Origin of the sequence: Coleofasciculus sp. H7-2 (assembly GCF_042747725.1) — a bacterium.
Classification (GTDB): Bacteria; Cyanobacteriota; Cyanobacteriia; order Cyanobacteriales; family FACHB-T130; genus FACHB-T130.
Window position 1 is genome coordinate 15,222 of record NZ_JBHZGO010000006.1, and the last position, 19,703, is coordinate 34,924.

Annotated in this window: 8 protein-coding genes; 4 read left to right on the forward strand and 4 right to left on the reverse strand. The window is 44.3% G+C overall.

The genetic code is table 11. The features are described 5' to 3' along the window. Positions 1-87: 87 nt before the first annotated feature. A complete protein-coding gene (locus ACFW2W_RS01400; RefSeq protein ID WP_378172319.1) occupies positions 88-237 on the reverse strand; it encodes a hypothetical protein in 150 nt (49 codons plus the stop codon). Positions 238-655: 418 nt separating this feature from the next. Here ACFW2W_RS01400 and ACFW2W_RS01405 point away from each other — a divergent pair, with 418 nt between their 5' ends. The 3 genes from ACFW2W_RS01405 (at position 656) to ACFW2W_RS01415 (ending at position 10,958) form a co-directional block, all read left to right on the forward strand. After that, positions 656-6,688, forward strand: coding sequence for a PAS domain-containing protein (locus tag ACFW2W_RS01405; protein ID WP_378172322.1), 6,033 nt, complete (start codon positions 656-658; stop codon positions 6,686-6,688). Next, positions 6,681-8,540, forward strand: a complete 1,860-nt coding sequence (locus tag ACFW2W_RS01410) for an EAL domain-containing protein (protein WP_378172325.1) — start codon at positions 6,681-6,683, stop codon at positions 8,538-8,540. Before ACFW2W_RS01405 ends, ACFW2W_RS01410 begins: the two co-directional genes overlap by 8 nt. A gap of 489 nt (positions 8,541-9,029) precedes the next feature. Continuing rightward, positions 9,030-10,958: an alpha-amylase family glycosyl hydrolase gene (locus tag ACFW2W_RS01415; protein ID WP_378172328.1), complete on the forward strand. Its 1,929-nt coding sequence runs from the start codon at positions 9,030-9,032 to the stop codon at positions 10,956-10,958. An 89-nt stretch (positions 10,959-11,047) separates the two neighbouring features. On the opposite strand, the gene ACFW2W_RS01420 is transcribed toward ACFW2W_RS01415, so the two are convergent. The 3 genes from ACFW2W_RS01420 to treZ all read right to left on the reverse strand — a co-directional run bounded on the left by ACFW2W_RS01420 (position 11,048) and on the right by treZ (position 17,442). Continuing rightward, positions 11,048-12,571: a trehalase family glycosidase gene (locus tag ACFW2W_RS01420; RefSeq protein WP_378172400.1), complete on the reverse strand. Its 1,524-nt coding sequence runs from the start codon at positions 12,569-12,571 to the stop codon at positions 11,048-11,050. 101 nt (positions 12,572-12,672) lie between these two features. Beyond that, positions 12,673-15,471, reverse strand: a complete 2,799-nt coding sequence (gene treY / locus ACFW2W_RS01425) for a malto-oligosyltrehalose synthase (RefSeq protein ID WP_378172330.1) — start codon at positions 15,469-15,471, stop codon at positions 12,673-12,675. Positions 15,472-15,615: 144 nt separating this feature from the next. Further along, positions 15,616-17,442, reverse strand: coding sequence for a malto-oligosyltrehalose trehalohydrolase (treZ, locus tag ACFW2W_RS01430; protein WP_378172333.1), 1,827 nt, complete (start codon positions 17,440-17,442; stop codon positions 15,616-15,618). A gap of 266 nt (positions 17,443-17,708) precedes the next feature. Here treZ and ACFW2W_RS01435 point away from each other — a divergent pair, with 266 nt between their 5' ends. Next, positions 17,709-19,703, forward strand: coding sequence for an ATP-binding protein (locus ACFW2W_RS01435; RefSeq protein WP_378172335.1), 1,995 nt, complete (start codon positions 17,709-17,711; stop codon positions 19,701-19,703).

Sequence of the window (19,703 nt, forward strand, 5' to 3'; positions counted from 1 at the left end):
AATGGCGACTCCTGAGTTGCTCCTGCGATCGCTGCCATCAATCAGTCTACCCTCAACCTGATTTGCCAACAGTATTCGGGCAAAGTCTTAAAAATTTCTATATTTGAGGAGTGAGGAGTGAGGAGTGAGGAGTGAGGAGTGAGGACTGAGGACTGAGGAGTGAGGAGTGAGGAGTGAGGAAATGAGGAGTTTGGGATAGTCTTTCAGGGTTAGAGGGGTTCGGGATAGGGAGATCAAACTACACTCTTCTCTTGACGAACCCAGAGAGAATTGCCATGTTTGATAATAAAAACGAATATCTATCCAAAGATAGAAGATAAATTATGGAGTGAGGATTCTACTGACTCAACTTGCTCAATTTCAAGCAGATTCCTCAAAATATTACTAGGTGTTATGCAAACCCAGGATTCAGCTATAGCAGTCCTATTTGATTTGCGAACCCCTGTAGAGACGCGATTAATCGCGTCTCTACACTTAGGCGAATACTCGCGCACAACTCAAATAGGATTGCTATATCTATCAGTTTGAGCTTCAACTCTGAGTCGAATGCGCTTGACGTGTTGCGGCAAATGCGGCAAAGAGTAAAACTGCGAAGCCTGTCTAATCGTATCTTTAGGAATCGCAAAACCTCATAATTATAGCCAAAGATCGCAATATGTGGAAATTTTTAAAGGAATTATTTTCCTCAGGACAATTTATCCCTCACGGTCACTGCTACCTTTGGCAAACGAACCTGGTATGGCTTCACCTGCTTTCTGACTTGTTGATTGCGATCGCCTATTTCTCGATTCCGGCGATGCTCATCTACTTCATCTACAAGCGGAGGGATGTTCCTTTTCAAGGGATGTTTGCCTTATTTGGAGCCTTTATCATTCTCTGCGGTACCGGGCACCTGATGGAAATCTGGACGCTCTGGCATCCAGTTTACTGGCTGACAGGAATTGAGCAAGCGATGACTGCCTTGGTTTCCTGCTACACGGCTCTACAAATGGTAACGCTGCTGCCGCAATTTTTGGCTTTGAAAACACCTGAACAACTAGAGACTCTCAACCGGGAACTCCAAAACGAGATTGCCATCCGCGTGCAGGTAGAAGAAGCATTACGCCGCGTCAACGATGAGTTAGAAATTCGGGTTAGCGATCGCACCGCCGAACTATCAAAAACGCTGCATACTCTAGAATCTGAAATCGCCGAACGCCAACGGGCACAGGAGGAGTTGCTCCAGAGTCAGCATTTCATTCAACGGATTGCCGACGCAAGTCCCAATATTTTGTTTCTCTACGATCTGATCGAGCAGCACAATGTCTATATCAATCGTGAAATCGCCGCGATTTTAGGGTATACGCCCCAAGAAATTCAAGAAATGGGGTTAGATTTCCAAAATCTGATGCACCCTGACGATTTTGCCAGACTGCCGGAATATTTCCAACAATTTGAGGATGCCTCTGACAGTGAAATCTTTGAGAATGAGTACCGGATGAGGCATCGAAACGGAGAATGGCGGACTCTGCTGAACCGGGATACCCTGTTCGCTAGAACCGCTGACGGCAAGGTGAAGCAGATTCTGGGCACGACAAGCGACATCACTGAAAGAAAGCAAGCCGAAGTTGAAATTCGTCTGTTGCTGGAAGCCACCCAAGCCATCAATCGCTCTGTTGATGTTGATACTGCTTTAGCAATCATTCTGCGGTTAATTTGTACGACGATTGGCTGGGATTTGGGAGAAAGTTGGATTCCTGGTGAGGATGGTACGGTTTTAAAAAATAGTCCGGGTTGGTACGGGTGCGATCGCTCGGTTGAAGAATTCCGACGCCATAGCGAAACAGTCACATTTACAGCTAACGTGGGACTGCCAGGGCGCGTTTGGTCATCTCAGCAACCAGAATGGGTAGAAGATGTTTCCGAAACCGCACAAACATTTGTGCGATCGCAAATCGCCGCAGCAGTTGGATTAAAAACGGGTTTGGGCGTACCAATCCTTGCCAATCAGCGAGTGTTGGCGGTTTTAGTTTTCTTTAAGCGTGGCAAAAGTGCAGAAGATCGGCATTTGTTTGAGCTAGTGAGTGCAGTTGCGGCTCAGTTAGGTTGGCTGATTGAGCGCAAACTTGCCGAAGCCGCTCTCAGAAGCAGCGAAGAACGGCTGCAAATGGCATTAGAAGGTAGCGCCTTAGGGATATGGGATTGGATTTTAGCCACCGGAGAAACCTATTTCGACCCGCACTGGAAGAAAATGTTGGGGTATGAAGAAGAAGAAATTGAGAACAATTACGGGTCTTGGGAGCGGCTGCTGCATCCAGAGGATATGCCAAAGGTAATGGCAGTCCTAAAAGCTTATCTGGAAGGTGCCACCTCTATCTACGAAGTCGAATTTCGGATGCTCTCGAAATCCGGGGAGTGGAAGTGGATTCTGGCTCACGGCAAGGTTTTCGAGCGCGATGAATCGGGTGCGCCGCTACGGATGACGGGGACGAATAAAGACATTAGCGATCGCAAACAAGCGGAGGTAGCACTGCGGTTGGCGACCGAACGCTTGCAACATCTGCTCACCTCTAGTCCGGGGATCATTTATAGCTGCAAGGCATCGGGGAATTATGACATAACTTTTGTCAGTGAGAATATCAACACAGTTCTAGGCTACGAAGCACGAGAATTTCTCGAAGATGCAAGTTTTTGGGCAAGCCACATCCATCCAGAAGATGTTAATCGCGTCTTTGCTGAATTACCGCGCCTGTTTGCTACAGGAGATCACACCCACGAATACCGCTTTTTGCACAAAGATGGAACTTATCGCTGGCTCTACGATCAGCTCAAGTTGATCGTAGATGCAGATGGCAACCCCATTGAATGCGTTGGTTATTCGGTAGACATCAGCGATCGCAAGCGCTCAGAAGATCGGTTGCGACTGCTTGAGCGAGCGATCGCTGCTTCTAGCAACGGTATTGTAATTAGCGATGCTCAACTGCCCGACATACCAGTGATTTATGTCAATCCAGCCTTTGAATTGATCACGGGTTATTCGGCATCGGAAACCCTCGGCAAAAATTGCCGATTTTTACAAGGGACTGATACCGCCCAACCCGCTCTTGAGGAGCTGCGGATGGCACTGCGCGAACCAAGAGAGTGTCGCGTCGTGTTGCGGAACTATCGCCAAGACGGTAGCTTATTTTGGAATGAATTTTCCATTGCCCCAGTCCGAGACGCTTTAGGGCGCTTGACTCACTATGTGGGAATTCAAGCTGACATCACCGAGGAGCGAATGGCAGTAGACGCGCTGACAAAACAATTTGGTCGGACTGTACTGCTCAAGCAAATTGCCGAAGAAATCCGCTCTAGTTTAGAACCTCAGCAAATCTTTGCCACCGCCGCCGAGCAAATTTCTCAGCTACTCAGGATCGATCGCTGCCTGATTCATACCTACGTGGCACAACCCGAACCCAGAATTCCTGTAGTAGCTGAGTTTGTGGCTCCTGGTTATCAATCGCTGCTTTCTTTGGAGATTCCGGTTGTTGGCAATCCGCATGGCGAGCAAATGCTAGCACAAGATGCTGCCATCTCCTCGCCAGATGTTTATGCCGATCCCCTCCTAGAAGCTGCTGTGCCATTGTGCCGCCTGATCGGTCTGAAGTCGATGCTGTCAGTGCGGACTTCTTACCAGGGAGAACCGAATGGCGCGATTGGCTTGCATCAGTGCGATCGCTTCCGTGAGTGGACAGCAGACGAGATTGAACTATTAGAGTCTGTTGCCGCTCAAGTCGGGATTGCGATCGCTCAAGCTTCTCTCTTAGAGCAGGAAAAACAACAGCGTGCCTATCTCGACTGCCAAAATCAACAGCTACAGCAAGAAATTAGAGTCCGCCAACAGGCACAAGAAGAGCTTGTCAATGCTCAAAGCGAACTGCGGCGACAGTTAGTTGCGGTAGAGTCGGCATTGGATGGCATAGCAATTCTCAATTCCCAGGATGAGTACATCTATCTGAACGATGCTCATGCCAAGCTCTTTGGATACGACAGCAGCACCGAGCTTTTGGGTAAGACTTGGCACGAACTTTATTCCCCAGATGAAATCAATCGCATAGAGCAAGAAGTTGTTCCCATTCTGTTACGCGAGGGACAGTGGCATGGAGAAGCGATTGGCAAAAAACAGGATGGAAGCACCTTTTTTCTGGAAATTTCTCTGACTTTTACCGAAGAAAAATTTCGGGTTTGCATCTGCCGCGACATTAGCGATCGCAAACAAGCGGAAATTGCCTTGCAACAGCAATTTTTGAGGGAGCGGTTGGTGGGGACTATCCAAGAACGCATTCGCTCCTCTCTAAACCTAGAGGAAGTCTTGAAAACAGCCGTAGAGGAAGTACGGCAATTTTTGTCAACCGATCGGACATTTATTTACCGCTTTAATCCAGACTGGAGCGGGGTTGTGGCTGTCGAGTCGGTGGGTGAGGATTGGACGCCAATTGTCGGAAGCAGTATTAAAGACAGCTGCTTTGTGGCAACGTATGTCCCCCTTTACCAGCAAGGTCGCATTCGAGCGATCACAGATATTCACAACGTGGGTCTAAACGAGTGCCACATTGATTTACTCAAGCAGTTTGAGGTGAAAGCGAACTTGGTGGTTCCCATTTTGCAAGGAGAAAAATTATGGGGACTGCTAATTGCCCATCACTGTAAGGGTTCAAGACAGTGGCACGCTTCGGAGATCGAATGTCTCAGACAATTATCCGTGCAACTGGCGATCGCTATCCAGCAATGCACGCTCTTTGAAAAAGCCACAACTGAAATCATCGAGCGCCAACGGGTAGAAGAAGCCTTGCAACGGAGCAATAGTCGGTATCAAAATTTGGCAACGAACATACCGGGCATGATTTATCAATTTATGATGCGCCCGGATGGGAGCATCTGTTTTCCCTATATCAGCCCCGTTTGCCAGCAACTCTTTGGTGTTTCTCCAGAGGCGGTTCAGGAGAATGTTGGGTTGATATTTGATGTAGTTCATCCGGATGACTTACCCAATGTCATTGAATCGATTGGTGTTTCAGCGAATACGCTAAAACCTTGGCATTGCGTCTGGCGAATTATCGTGCAAGGGAGTATCAAATGGCTTCAAGGGGATTCTCTACCGGAAAAGCAAATTGATGGGAATATTCTCTGGGATGGATTGATAATCGATATTAGCGATCGCTTTCAGGCTGAGGCCGAATTACGCAGAGCTAAAGAAGCTGCCGAGGTTGCCAACCACGCCAAAACCCAATTCCTCGCCAATATGAGCCACGAACTGAGAACGCCACTCAATGCCATCCTCGGCTTTACTCAAGTGATGAACCTCGACTCATCTCTATCCCAAAATCATCAGGAATATCTGGGAATCATTAATCGCAGTGGCGAGCATCTCTTGGAATTGATCAACGACATTCTAGAAATGTCCAAAATCGAGGCAGGTAGAACGACTGTTCATGAAAATTGCTTTGACTTAATTCGCCTCTTGGACAACCTAGAACAGATGTTTCGATTAAAAGCAAAATCCAAGGGCTTACAGATTATCTTGGACTATGCTCCAGATATTCCCCAATACGTGCAAACAGATGAAAGTAAATTGCGGCAAATCTTGATGAATCTCCTCGGAAATGCGATCAAATTTACTTCATCCGGCAGTGTCACCTTGCGAGTCACAAGAAAAATAGATAATCACGAAAAATCCCCTTCCCCATTATCTCTTCCCAATCACCGTTTGCTGTTTGAAATCGAAGACACTGGCCCTGGTATTGCCTCAGAAGAAATAGACAAATTATTTGAAGCTTTTTCCCAAACAGAAACAGGTCGGCAATCTCAGCAAGGAACTGGATTAGGTCTACCGATTAGCCGCAAATTTGTGCAACTTCTGGGGGGAGAAATCGCAGTCAACAGCCAGCTAGAGAAAGGAACCATATTTTCATTTGATCTCCAGATTCGTCAAGCTGAAGCGACTGAGATTCAGACGACGCAGCCACAATCCACGGTGATTGGTTTAGTCCCGAACCAACCTAACTATCGCATTCTGGTGGTGGAAGACGTAAGTGAAAGTCGCATCCTGCTGGTGAAAATTCTGACATCTGTTGGCTTTGAAGTGCGCGAAGCCGAAAATGGTCTAGAGGCAGTTGCCTTGTGGAAGACTTGGCAGCCGCACCTGATCTGGATGGATATGCGGATGCCGGTGATGGACGGCTATGAAGCCACCAGACGCATTAAAGCGGGTGTGAATGGTCAGGCGACAGTGATTATTGCCATAACCGCCAGTGCCTTTGAAGAGCAGCGAAACCTGATTTTGTCAACAGGCTGCGATGACTTCATCGGCAAACCTTTCCGGAATGAAATCATCTTTGAAAAAATGGCTCAACATTTAGGGGTGCGTTATCTTTATGAAGAGTTATTAGAAGGCGGAAGTTTCTTCCCCTCGCGTCTTGGGGGAGGTGCGGAAACCTCAACACCCAGTTCATCCTTTCTGCTGACTGCTTCATCTTTCCAAGAGATGCCTGTTGAGTGGATTGCAGCTCTACATCAAGCCGCTACTGAGGCAGATGGGGAGTTAATTTTGAGCCTCGCTGAGCAAATCGCCGAGTCAAATGCTCCAATATCCAATGCTCTGGTGGATTTTGTCAACAACTTTCAGTTTGAAAAGATCACTGATTTAACCGAACAATTATCTAATGAATAGCGATCGCCTATTTCCACTTAACGGAAATCTTTTACTTGTTGACGATACGCCAAACAATCTGCGGCTTTTATCCGACTTGTTAAGCCAGCAGGGGTATAAAGTTCGCAGCGTAACGAACGGACAAACTGCTCTCAAAGCGTGTCAGGCAAAACCGCCTGATCTGATTTTGCTCGACATCAATATGCCTCAAATGAATGGCTATGAGGTTTGCGAAAAACTGAAAGCTGACAAGCAAACCTGCGAGATTCCCGTAATTTTCTTAAGCGCTCTTGATGAGGCGATTGACAAGGTAAAAGCTTTTACGGTTGGCGGAGTAGATTACATCAGCAAGCCGTTTCAGATAGAAGAAGTTTTAGTCCGCGTCAAGAATCAACTGGTTCTGAAGGAAGCACAAGTAAAAGTCCTGCAACTGAACGCAGAGCTTGAAAATCGGGTCAAAGAGCGTACCAGTCAACTAGAAAGGGCAAATCAAGAACTTAATCTCGAAATTAGTGAGCGCAAGCGAGTCCAGAGTCAACTCCTAGACATGGCGCTGCACGATCCTCTGACTGGCTTACCCAACCGAGCTTTATTCATGGAGCGTCTAGAAAAGGCACTCAGCCGGACTAAGCACGAGGCAGATTATCAGTTTGCGGTGTTATTTCTCGATTGCGATCGCTTCAAAGTCGTCAACGATTCTCTCGGTCATCTCGTGGGAGACGAACTGCTGATTGCATTTGCCAAGCGTGTCCAAAAGGCTCTCGCTAGCCGACTCGAACCATTTCCGAGCATCGTGAATACGCTAACGCGATTAGGAGGCGATGAATTTGCAATTATCGTTGAACAAATCAATGATATCGGTACTGCTACTCTAGTTGCCGATCGAATTCTTCAAGACCTCTCCCATCCTTTTCAACTATCCAGACATGAAGTATTCATGAGCGCTAGTATTGGCATCGCTCTGGGAAATATTAACTATGAACAACCCGAATATTTGTTGCGGGATGCAGATACCGCCATGTACCATGCCAAGACATTCGGAAAAGCTCGGTATCACGTTTTTGACCCAGCCATGCACCAGGAAGCCATCCAGCTTTTACAGCTAGAAACCGACCTGCGAAAGGCTGTAAATCAACAAGAATTTCAAGTTTATTATCAGCCGATTGTTGCACTGAATACCGGCAAAATTGCTGGATTTGAAGCGCTGGTGCGCTGGAATCATCCCCATCGGGGGTTTATTTCTCCATTGGACTTCATTCCAGTTGCAGAAGAAACGGGTTTGATTACCCAGATTGACACTTGGGTTATGCGGGAAGCTTGCCAGCAATTACAGATTTGGCAAGAACAAAAACTGACTCAAGAGCCTCTAACCATTAGCGTTAATCTTTCAGGTCGGCAGTTTTCCCAATCAAACTTAATTGAGCAAATTGACGAAATTTTCCAAAAAACTCAACTGAGTCCACAAAGCTTAAAACTGGAAATTACAGAAAGTGTCCTTATAAATAATAGCCAATCAGCAATGGCAATTATTCAAGAACTGAAGAAGCGTCAAATTCAGTTAAGCCTGGATGACTTTGGAACTGGCTATTCTTCTTTAAGTTACCTGCACTGCTTTCCCATTAATACCCTAAAGATCGATAAATCCTTTGTCAAACGTATGGAGGAAAGCCAAAAGAATATGGGGCTAGTTCCAGCAATTATGAGTATGGCTCATACGATGGGGATAAAGGTGATTGCTGAAGGGATAGAAACTTCCGGACAATTAGCCCAACTAAGAGCGCTCAATTGTGATTTTGGTCAAGGATATTTATTTTCTAGACCTGTGGAAAGTAAATTAGCTTCAGAACTGATTATGGCAGATCCTCAGTGGTAATAATCATCTAGTAAAATTTATTTTTATTTGGCTAAATAAACTTAATCTGCTGGGTGTAAATCTGTCTGTATTTTTACCTCCTTTTAAAGGGGAATCAAGTATTTTGTACGTTGGGTTGAAACAAGAAACCTGCAAGACTCTCCAAAACTCTTGAAAAGTCGTAGTCGTAGGTTGGGTTGAGGAACGAAACCCAACAAATGCTTATGTTTTGTTGGGTTTCGTTCCTCAACCCAACCTACAATTATTTGTAACCGAACCGTATTGTTAGTCGCTCAAACTAACCGAAGATTTGTTGCTTGAAAAATGCCATAAAGATATTCATATATCACGAATTTAGTTTATTTGGCTACTATCCCCAGATAGATATACAAAAAAGGAGACAATTCGTTAGATTTATAAAAAGTTGGTCTGAATGCTTAAACCCATTAGCAGGACAGCACAGACCTTTACAAAATTGCACCTCTATCAACAGTAGCCGCACTAAACTTTATGGTATCAACTCCTCCATCTCAAGCTTCGTCATCTCAATATGAAGTTACTAATCCAGAAGCAGAAGTTGAATCTCTGGTAATCGAAGCTAAACCAGAGAGTGATATTGATTTAGAGTTTCTATACACCAGAGATATTGAATTTCGCCAGGAAACCATTTACTTCATTGTTGTAGATCGTTTCTATGATGGCGATTCTGACAACAGCGAAGGGCCAAACCCAGAACTTTACGATCCAGAGCGAAAAGATTGGGGTAAATATTGGGGTGGAGACTTACAGGGAATTATTGACAAACTAGATTACTTAAAGAACTTGGGAGTCACCGCAATTTGGCTTACTCCCCTGTTTGAGCAAGTGGAAGCATTGTTTGTTGAGCAAGCCGCGATTCATGGTTATTGGACAAAGGATTTTAAACGGATTAATCCTCGCTTTATTGGCAAGGATGAAGAACCTTCTCTCAATAAAACTCAAGATACCAAAGATACAGTTTTTGACAGATTAGTTGCTGAATTACACAAACGCAAGATGAAACTGGTGTTGGATATTGTGTGTAATCACAGCAACCCAGATTTCAGCGGAAAGAAGGGAGAACTCTACGACGATGGAGTAAAAATTGCTGATTTTAATGACGATAAAGATAGCTGGTATCACCACTATGGTGAAGTCACCAATTGGGAAGATGAATGGCAAGTGCAAAATTGTGAATTATCGGGTTTAGCCACCTTCAACGAAAATAATGTTGAGTACCGAAACTACATTAAATCAGCCATTAAACAATGGCTAGATCGGGGAGTTGATGCTTTGCGGGTTGATACTGTAAAGCATATGCCTATCTGGTTTTGGCAAGAATTTAACGGGGATATTATCACCCATAAACCGGATGTTTTCATCTTTGGCGAGTGGATTTTTAGCGACCCTCGAAATGACTTTTCGGTGGAATTTGCCAATGAATCTGGCATGACAATGCTAGATTTTGGTCTTTGTTTGGCAATTCGAGGAGCTTTGGCGCAAGGTGCTGAAGGAGGATTTCACCTAATTCAAGATGTTCTGGATCTGGATCATCGCTACTGCGGGGCGACGGAGTTGATTACATTTATTGATAATCACGATATGCCCCGCTTTCAGTCGTTGAATCCCGATCCAGAGATGGTGCGGGTAGCGATCGCGGTGATTATGACCTCCCGTGGGATTCCCTGCATCTACTACGGTACAGAACAGTATCTCCACGACGATACCAACGACGGTAACGATCCTTACAACCGTCCGATGATGGAAAATTGGGACACCGAGTCACCCCTCTATCGAGATATCCGGTTGCTATCAGGTTTGCGGCGATTAAATCCAGCCGTATCGATGGGGAGTCAGTGGCAAAAATATCTAACTCCTGACGTTTATTGCTATGTACGACGTTACCGCGATTCTGTTGTGTTTGTGGCGATGAATCGAGGGGAAGCTGTCAAGTTGGAAGCAATTGATCCGGAGTTACCAGAAGGAGAACATACCGATGTTTTAACGCGGCGAAAGTTTGAAGTTACAGACGGAAAGTTGCAAAACTTGGAACTAGACGCGCGGGATGTAATTGTCATCAGTCACGTGGGGGAACGCATCAAGGGGCAAACGATTGTGCGGGTACAACTTAATGGTGTCCAGACACAGCCGGGTGAAATTGTTGTGGTAATCGGAGATTGTCCGGAGTTAGGTAACTGGGATATCTCTAAGGCGTATCCACTAGAATTTATCAATACTAACACTTGGTTTGGGGAAATTCCCTTTAATGAAAGTGCTGGGAAGTTGATTACTTACAAGTACGCATTGTGGCGTGAAGGTCAGTCACCCTTACGCGAAAATAATGTCGGTCGTCGCTGGGTTATTGCCACTGAAGGGACGGTAAAATGGCGCGATAGATGGGCAACAGGACGGGAGTCTTAATAATTTAAACGCAAAGGTACGCGAAGGAATATTTAACTTTGTGTACCTTTGCGATTCTTTTTGTGTAAGTCTGTGTTGTAAATTTTCGGTTATTCTAAAGTTGCTAATAGTTCGAGGAAGACTCCGTTTGTCCAACCAAATCCAATTTCGTTGGAACTGTAGCCAAAGAGAATTTCATGGGAAACATTGGCGGAGCAATTATAAACGTCGTATTTTTCTACCAGGGTTCCGTATTTTTCAAACTCTTGCACTAGCAAAGATATAAACTTTTTCGCTAAACGATCGGCGTCTTGGTGATAACCATAGCGATGGAGTCCTTGAACTGCAATTAGCTGTAAAGGTGCCCAACCAAAGGGGGCGTCCCATTGATTTCCGGTTACATGAGTGCTGGTGAGTAATCCTCCCGGTGCCTCAAATTCGGGTAAGTTTTCTACTACTCTCTTGGCTTGTTCTTCAGATGCAATTCCAGCCCACAAGGGATAAAATGTGGTGGCAAATTCATAGCGGCGACGCTTGCCAGTATGGAAGTTGTAATCAAAGTAAAGTCCCGCTTCTTCATCCCAAAGAAATCGGTCAATTAATTTGTGGCGGTTCTGAGCGCGATCGCGCCACTGCTGGGCAATTTCTTCATATCCCAAAATATCGTTTATCTGCGCGGTATCTTGCTCTATTTTATAAAGCAAAACATTCAGGCAAACGGGCGCATAATGAATAATATCTACACTAAATGGACCAAAGCGGTTGCTGATATCAAATCCAGATTCTCGCATGGAACGATCGCCTTTGTAGAATAAATCGGTTAAGCGATCGCTCTGGCGGTCATAATACAAGTTGACATCGTAAGCTTCAACTGCAAAAGTGCGATAATATTCTCGTACCCGGTCATAATGGGTTCTACCTTCTTCATCCCGCTCAGAAATTAGCACTTCCGGCGCTGGCCCTTCACCTAATGCAAAATAGCGCGAAAGTCCGGTTGCTTGATTCAGGTGGGGGGGTAATGTCCAGTAGTAGTAAAAACTTTCAACGGTTGACAGTATCGATTGCAACCAGTGCCGATCGTGGGTGTGCTGGAAGAGAGCCAAAATCATCGGCGTGAGGACGGGAGGTTGCGATCGCGTCAGCATATAGGTGCGATTGGAATTCAAAATCGTGCCGTAATGCTTAATTTCATAAATTAGCTGTTCCACCAAACTTTTGGCTAATTCTATTTCTCCATCTCGCAACAACCCTAACTGGATAAAATAGCTATCCCAGCCGTACATCTCATTAAAACGACCACCCGGAACTACATAGGCATGAGGTAAATATAGCAACCCGTGATCTTCAATTTGATCGACTTCTGCCGGTAAGGTGCGAATTTCAATTTGATTAAATTCTTCGTTGCTCAGGACTTGCCGCAAAGATGCTTCAATGAGCGCTCGATCTTCTATTTGCGATACATATATAGGCCACCGTTTACCTGGAATATGACCAATTTTTGGGTCGCGGGCAGCATCCAAAATATGTTCGTGAGAGCGATAGAGCGTTTTCCAAGTTTTTTTGATGTAGGCTCTTACTGCCTGAATTTGTTCTAGGGAAGGAAAGGATTCGGTTTGAGGTAATGATTGATTAATCACGATTTTTCCTGAGTATTTGTAACAGCTCCGTCTGTTGCCCCCCAATCGCTCGGCGGGCGGGGATATCTGATGTGTAGCATGACAAAGGGAAATCGGTATTAGCGATCGCTTTCGCTAATCAATAAAGCCACCGGAAAGTGTTTTAAGGCTTCCCCAATCAATACCGTGCCATTCGCGGTGAGTGACTGAGAAGTAATAGCATCTTTCATCGCAGATGGCATTCCCTGCGGTAGCTTCAACTGGGTGTCATCCCATACTTTACCCAAAGGATATTCTCCTTCCTGGACAAGGTTCGTCAGCAATCGCGGGACAATCGTAATTGCCACACGATTTTCATGGTTTCTGGCAAAAGCAACAATCCGATCCTTAAACTTCCCATCCACTTCTAGCGGGACGTAATCTCCTTTTTGAAAAACTTCCAGATTTTGTTTTCTTGCCTCCAGAACTCTAGCTATCAAGAAAAGCTTAATTCTTCCATCTTCTTTGCTGGCAAATAGCTCATCGATCAGCTTCAGAACATCTGTCTTAGCTTTCTCTTTAATCTCTTTAAGGAATGCTAGCCGCTGCTCAAAGTCAACTGGACGCCGATTATCTGGGTCTACTAAACTCAGCTCCCATAACTCCGTTCCTTGATAAAAGTCGGGTACACCAGAAGCGGTAATTTTTAGCAAAGTTTGGGAGAGAGAATTGAAAATTCCATAGTGAGCTACCCACTTTTGGAAAGGCAGAAACTTCTGGAGAAATTGATTATCTGCGGAAGGCTTCATCACTTCTTCGATAAAGGCAACAAAGCCATCTTCATAATCAGTATCCGGTCTGAGCCAAGCTGTGTGAACTTTAGCTTCTCGAACCGCTTTCACTACATATTCTTTCACGCGCTCTACAAAGTGCGATCGCTCACTTTCAGCGAAGGGAAAAGCACCAACCAGCGTTTGGTAAAAGAAGTATTCATCATTCTTTTGTGGAAAAACCCGACCGTTCAGGTGGCGTTTTTTAGAGTGGTTAATTTCAATCCAAGTTTTTACCTGTTTTTCCCACTCATCGGGAATTTCTGAAAGAACATTTATTCTTGCTCTAACATCTTCCCCACGCTTAGTGTCATGGGTTGCCGTGGCATTCATTTTATGAGGCCAACGCTCATGCTGTTTTTGGTTAAACTCGTGAAAATCTGCAACTGTAATCCCAAATTGGCTCGGATTTCCACCCACTTCATTCAGCGATAAAAGTCGGTTATAGACATATAAAAGCGTATCCTCAATTCCTTTCGCCATCAAGGGACCAGTTAACTGCTGAAGCCTCATCACGAAGTGACGCTGTACTTCTTTTTGTTCTGGCTTTAAAGAGTCCTCCTCTTCCAGCAACAATAACTTTTCAATGTAGTTCAGTTCTTTCAAAAGCAACGGCACTTGCCCTCTAGCTTTTTCAATGACTTCCTTCACATAGAAGCGATCCGATTCTCTTAATCCCTCTTGATTGATGTAAGTTCGATAAACGGGAAATAGTATCAGAACTTCAGCCAATGCTCTTTGCAGACCATGCTGAGTAAAATCAATTCCTACTCTAGAATGACCCGATACTCGTTTCAGGAGGTGGGCTAAATTATCTACATCTCCCGCCATATTTTTTTCTACAATCAGCCTTTTTTTATCTATAAAAAGCTGCTCGTAGGGGGTATTAAAGCCTGTCAGCCTGGAGTAAATTTCAGTAAACTGCTCCTCGCTCTTAGTTCGGCAGAAAATCCCGTTAACATAGTTTAAGAAGTCATAGCCACTGGTTCCCTCTATAGGCCAGTAAGCGGGTAAATCTTCTTTGTGTTCCAGAATTTTCTCGACTGTAATATAGACATCTCCAGTTTTGTTTCTCAGCCGTTGCAAATATTCACTTGGATCGTATAGTCCGTCAATATGGTCGATTCGGAGTCCAGTGATTGTTCCAGACTCAACCAACTGACTGATAAAATTATGAGTTTTGTGAAAAACCTTAATTTCTTCGACTTTGACAGAAATTAGTTCGTTGACGGTGAAAAATCTTCTGTAATTCAGTTCTTCAGCACCCACTTTCCAAAACGAGAGGCGATAGAACTGTTCTGAAAGCAAGCTATTGAGAGAATTAAAAGTTTCTGGATTACCCTTCTCTCCATTGAAGAATTCTATATTGCTATCGATAAACTCCTGAACCTCTGGATTTTGGGTGTAAAGTTCCCAGAGGAGTCCTTTCACAAAGGCTATCTGGTCGTATCGTTCTTTGCCTTTTGGTTCTGTCAACGTGTTTTTGAGCAGATAAAGAATCCCTAGTAACTTAATGAAATCTGGATGATTTCTTCCCAGGGATTTAGCTAATTTTCCTAAATGATGAGTAATGAACGGAGCGTAAGATTCTATTTTTACAGGGAGTTTTAAGCTAAAATAATTGACACTCAGCCCGCTTTGATCGTACTGGAGTTGAATTTCGCCATTTTCCAAACAATCCCCATAAAAATTCCCCAGCATCGGGGCAAGAACTCTCTCTCTAAGGTTTTCATAAGGATGATTCCAGTCAATGTCGAAGTAGTCGAAATACTCGGAATTTGACCCATTTTCTAGAATGTCCATCAGAAACTGATTCTGGCTATCATAAGCCATGTGGTTGGGAACAATATCCTGTACCCATCCCATTTCGTAATTCTTGATTTCACTCACCAGTGCTTCAAATTTTTCCGGCGTTCCTAGTTCGGGATTTAGTTGTGTGGGGTCAACAACATCGTAGCCATGAGTGCTGCCTTCTCTCGCTTTAAAAATGGGCGAAGCGTAAAGATCGGAAATTCCTAATTTAGCGAGATAAGCAATAATTTTTTTGGCTGAATCAAAGGGGAAAGCTGCATTAAATTGAATTCTGTAAGTTGCTGTTGGAATCCGCATGATGTAATTTTCATTCCTCAATGATGTTTTTAATCTTGTCAGGTGGACAATGCCTGTCCTACAGAGACTACTGGCGAGGCAAAGCCTCAATCTTCTCGTTACCATCAGCTTGATAATCAGGATTGGAAGGCTCCGCCTCGTGTATTATCCTGTTATTTCGTAGAGAACGATACTCTGCGCTTTGATTGTCAATTCTTGGTTTGGCGTGAGTTTTTCAGGTAAAGTGGAACCAGAACCCATCCACTTAGTATCGGAAGAGTCTAAAATCTTTTGCCAGTTGCCACTTGGCAGATTAGCTGTAAAAGTAATCTCTTTCTGATTGAAGTTCATGATGGAATATATCTGGCTAGTATCACTCCAACGATGAAGAAATAAAATTTTATCTGCTTCAATGCTGGATGCTTCTATAGTATTTTTGTCTGGCTTTTTCAAGGCGGGAATTGTTCGGCGTAACCGTATGAGTTTCTGATAAAATTCCCAAAGAGATTTGTGTTTTCCTTCTTTTCTTTTTTCCCAGTTAAGCTGACATTTATGAAAGGTTTCAGGGCTTTGGGGATCTTGCATTTCTCCTCGACCCGCAAATACTTTAAATTCTTCTTCTTTGCTTTTGCGGATCGCTTCAATCAAATCCTTATCTGAATGACTAACAAAGTAGAAGAAAGGCGCTTCTTCACCATATTCTTCACCCATAAAAAGGAAGGGAACAAAGGGAGACAAAAAAATAGCACCAGCAGCTAACTTCAGTCCTTCTAAGGAGACAAGCTGAGAGAACCTTTCTGCCAGGACGCGATTGCCGATTTGGTCGTGAGTCTGCGTAAAGACAATGAATCGATATCCTGGTTCGTCTTTGGAAGAACTGCCATGACGGCGTTTTCTATGGGAAGCGTATTGCCCGGAGTAAATAAAGCCTTCTTTGAAAGATTTTTCGAGTTGTTCAACCTTTCCAAAATCCTCGTAGTACCTGTCGTTTTCTCCGGTGAGTAAGGTATGCAATGCGTGATGAAAATCGTCATTCCACTGTGCATCTATTCCATAGCCACCCACTTCTTTGGGTCGAATGACTCGGACATCGTTCAAATCGCTTTCGGCTATCAGATAAAATTTCCTACCTTGTTGCTGAGAAAAATTGGCAACTTGGTCTGCCATTTCCTGTAATAAGGGTCTAGCACCCATCTCAAAAATACCCTGAATGGCATCTAATCTTAGACCATCTATGTGATATTCTTGGAGCCAGTAAAGAGCATTTTCTAAACAAAAATTACGGACGCCATCGCTGTATTTGTCGTCAAAATTCATTGCCTCTCCCCAATCACCGCGATATTTGGTGGTGAAGTAGGGAGCAAAGTCTCGGAAGTAATTTCCTTCAGGACCTAGGTGATTGTAGACGACATCAAGAATGACTGAGATACCATGTTGGTGACAAGCATCGACGAGTTTTTTGAATCCTTCGGGACCACCATACGAATTCTGCACAGCAAAGGGAAACACGCCATCATATCCCCAGTTTCTTTCACCGGGAAATTGGGCAACTGGCATAATTTCAATGGCATTAATACCTAACTCGCTTAATTCAGCAAGTCGAGGAATTATTGCCTCAAAGGTGCCTTCTGGGGTGAAGGTGCCGACGTGTAATTCATAGATAATGGTTTCATCTAAGGGAACGCCAGACCAATCACTATCATTCCAGACAAAAGTGCTAGAATTGATGACTTGAGAAGGGCCGTGTACGCCCTTCGGTTGATATCTTGAAGCTGGGTCTGGTCTATCAGTCGTTCCTTCGAGTTTGTAGTAGTAAAGCGTTCCTGGTTCAATGCCTGAAGCTTTAACTTTCCAGTAGCCTTCTTCATCCTGTTGCATGGTGAGAAGGCGTTCTTCAGGAGAAACAATTTGTACTGCTACTGTATGAAGAGTAGGTGCCCAAACGGTAAATTCACAATTTCCGTTGCCAAGGTAACAAGCGCCAATTCTCACCTTTAATTAGCCTCGCTGTTAAGTAGTATTTTTTGCCTGATGGCGAAGTCGCGTTAACGTATCCCAGAATATAGTTACGTTTAGTTACGTAGAACTGCCATAGGGTGTATTTTTATTTACTCAATTAGCGATCGCGCACATCAGCTTACTGACCTCTGGAGATGGCAGAAGGCTAAAAGCCACGCTAGTAGAGTCAGAAATCACTGCCTCTGTACTTGTGGCTAAGCTTAGTGGCATCTTGAAATGGGGGGATTGGAAAAAATGCTATGCAAAAAATGAGGATTCCTTTTCAATTGATTTGGGTAGTGGTGGCGATCTGCGTGCTGCCTAGCTTGCTGAATTTGTTGGGAGTGGATTTTGCCTCACCTAAGCATCCCTTCGAGGTGTCAGCGGCTGTGGGAATGTCTCCCCGCGAATTCGTCGAGGCGATGCACTACACTCTCTCCGGGAGCTTTCTGCACACCATTCTGGAGTGGAGTGCTTTCTGTAGCGCCCTGTTCATTGTTATTTTGTCTTTTATTCACTTCAGCCTTAAGCGCGATGCTGTCACTCCCATTATTGGCGTGGCAATGTTTTGCGCGGGGTGCATGGATGCCTTTCATGCTTTAGCCGCCGACCGATTGATCGAGGGGATCGCAGACAACCAAAACCTAATTCCTTTCACTTGGGCAATCTGCCGACTTTTCAATGCTTTGATTCTGCTGGGAGGTGCGGGAATTTTTCTGGTGACGAAACCGAGAAAGTGGAAGGGAGGTGTGGGTTTTGTTGCGATCGCTAGTTTATCCTTTGCTGTTGCTTCCTATACAATTGTCTATCTCTGCGCCCATAGCGCCATGCCTACAACTATTTTCCCGAACGCTATTGTCACTCGTCCTTGGGATATTGCTCCGCTCTTATTGTTTATATTTGCAGGTATTTTTGTTTTTCCTCGCTTTTGCGATGCTTATCCCAGTCTTTTTTCTCAGGCGCTAGCGATTAGCGCGATTCCCCAAATCGCCACTCAACTCCACATGGCTTTTGGCTCAACTGCGTTGTTCGATAACCATTTCAATATTGCCCATTTTCTCAAAATTATTGCTTACCTCGTCCCATTTATTGGCTTGAGTTTGGAGTACATTCATATTCTTCGCCAAGAAGCATTAACGGTTGACAAGTTAGAAGCAACACAAAAAATATTATTAGATAAAACCAATCAGTTAGAACTCATTAATCTTGAGCTGCAAAAACAAATCGCTGAGCGCCAGCAAGTAGAAGAGGAATTGCACCGTTCCAACGTCGAGCTAGAAAGGAGAGTTGAGGAGCGGACAGCAGAAATTAGACAGACAAATGACCTGTTGTTGCTTGAAGTTTCTGAGCGCAAGCAAGGTGAAAATCGCTATCGAGAAAAATCTCAAGAGCTAAAAATTACTCTGCTTGACCTCCAGAAAACTCAAGCTCAACTGATTCAAACTGAAAAAATCTCCAGCCTTGGTCAATTAGTGGCTGGAGTTGCTCACGAAATTAATAATCCAATTAACTTTATTCACGGCAATATAAATTATGCCTGTGAATATGCAAATAGTTTACTACATTTACTACGCCTTTACCAACAACAATACCCATCTACACCTGAAATCGACAAAGAAATCGAAGAGAGTGACCTTGATTTTATCATTGAAGATTTGCCAAAGTTACTAAAGTCAATGCATTTGGGAGTTGAACGGATTCGGGAAATTGTTCAGTCCTTACGTTCGTTTTCTCGCGCCGATCAAGCGGAAATGAAGCCAGTCGATATTCACGAAGGCATTGATAGCACCTTGCTAATTTTGCAGTATCGCCTGAAAGCGATCGCTGGCGGACCCATAATTACAGTGAGCAAAGAATATGGCGATTTGTCTTTAGTTGAATGTTATGCAGGGCAGTTGAATCAGGTGTTTATGAATCTGCTTAGTAACGCGATTGATGCAGTGGAAGAGTCAGTCGCCAAGGAGGAAATATCTTGTCTTTTACCAACCATCAAAATTAGCACCGCTGTTGAAGACGAAAATCAAGCGGTGATTCGCATTGCTGACAATGGCCCAGGGATGACAGAAGAAGTGCGTTCTCATCTTTTTGACGCCTTTTTTACAACGAAGCCGGTCGGAAAAGGCACCGGCTTAGGGTTGTCTATTAGTTATCAGATTGTGGTAGAAAAACATGGTGGCAGTATGGAGTGTATTTCTGCACCCGGACAGGGGGCAGAGTTCGTAATTAAGATTCCGATTTGGCAAAACAAGATATAG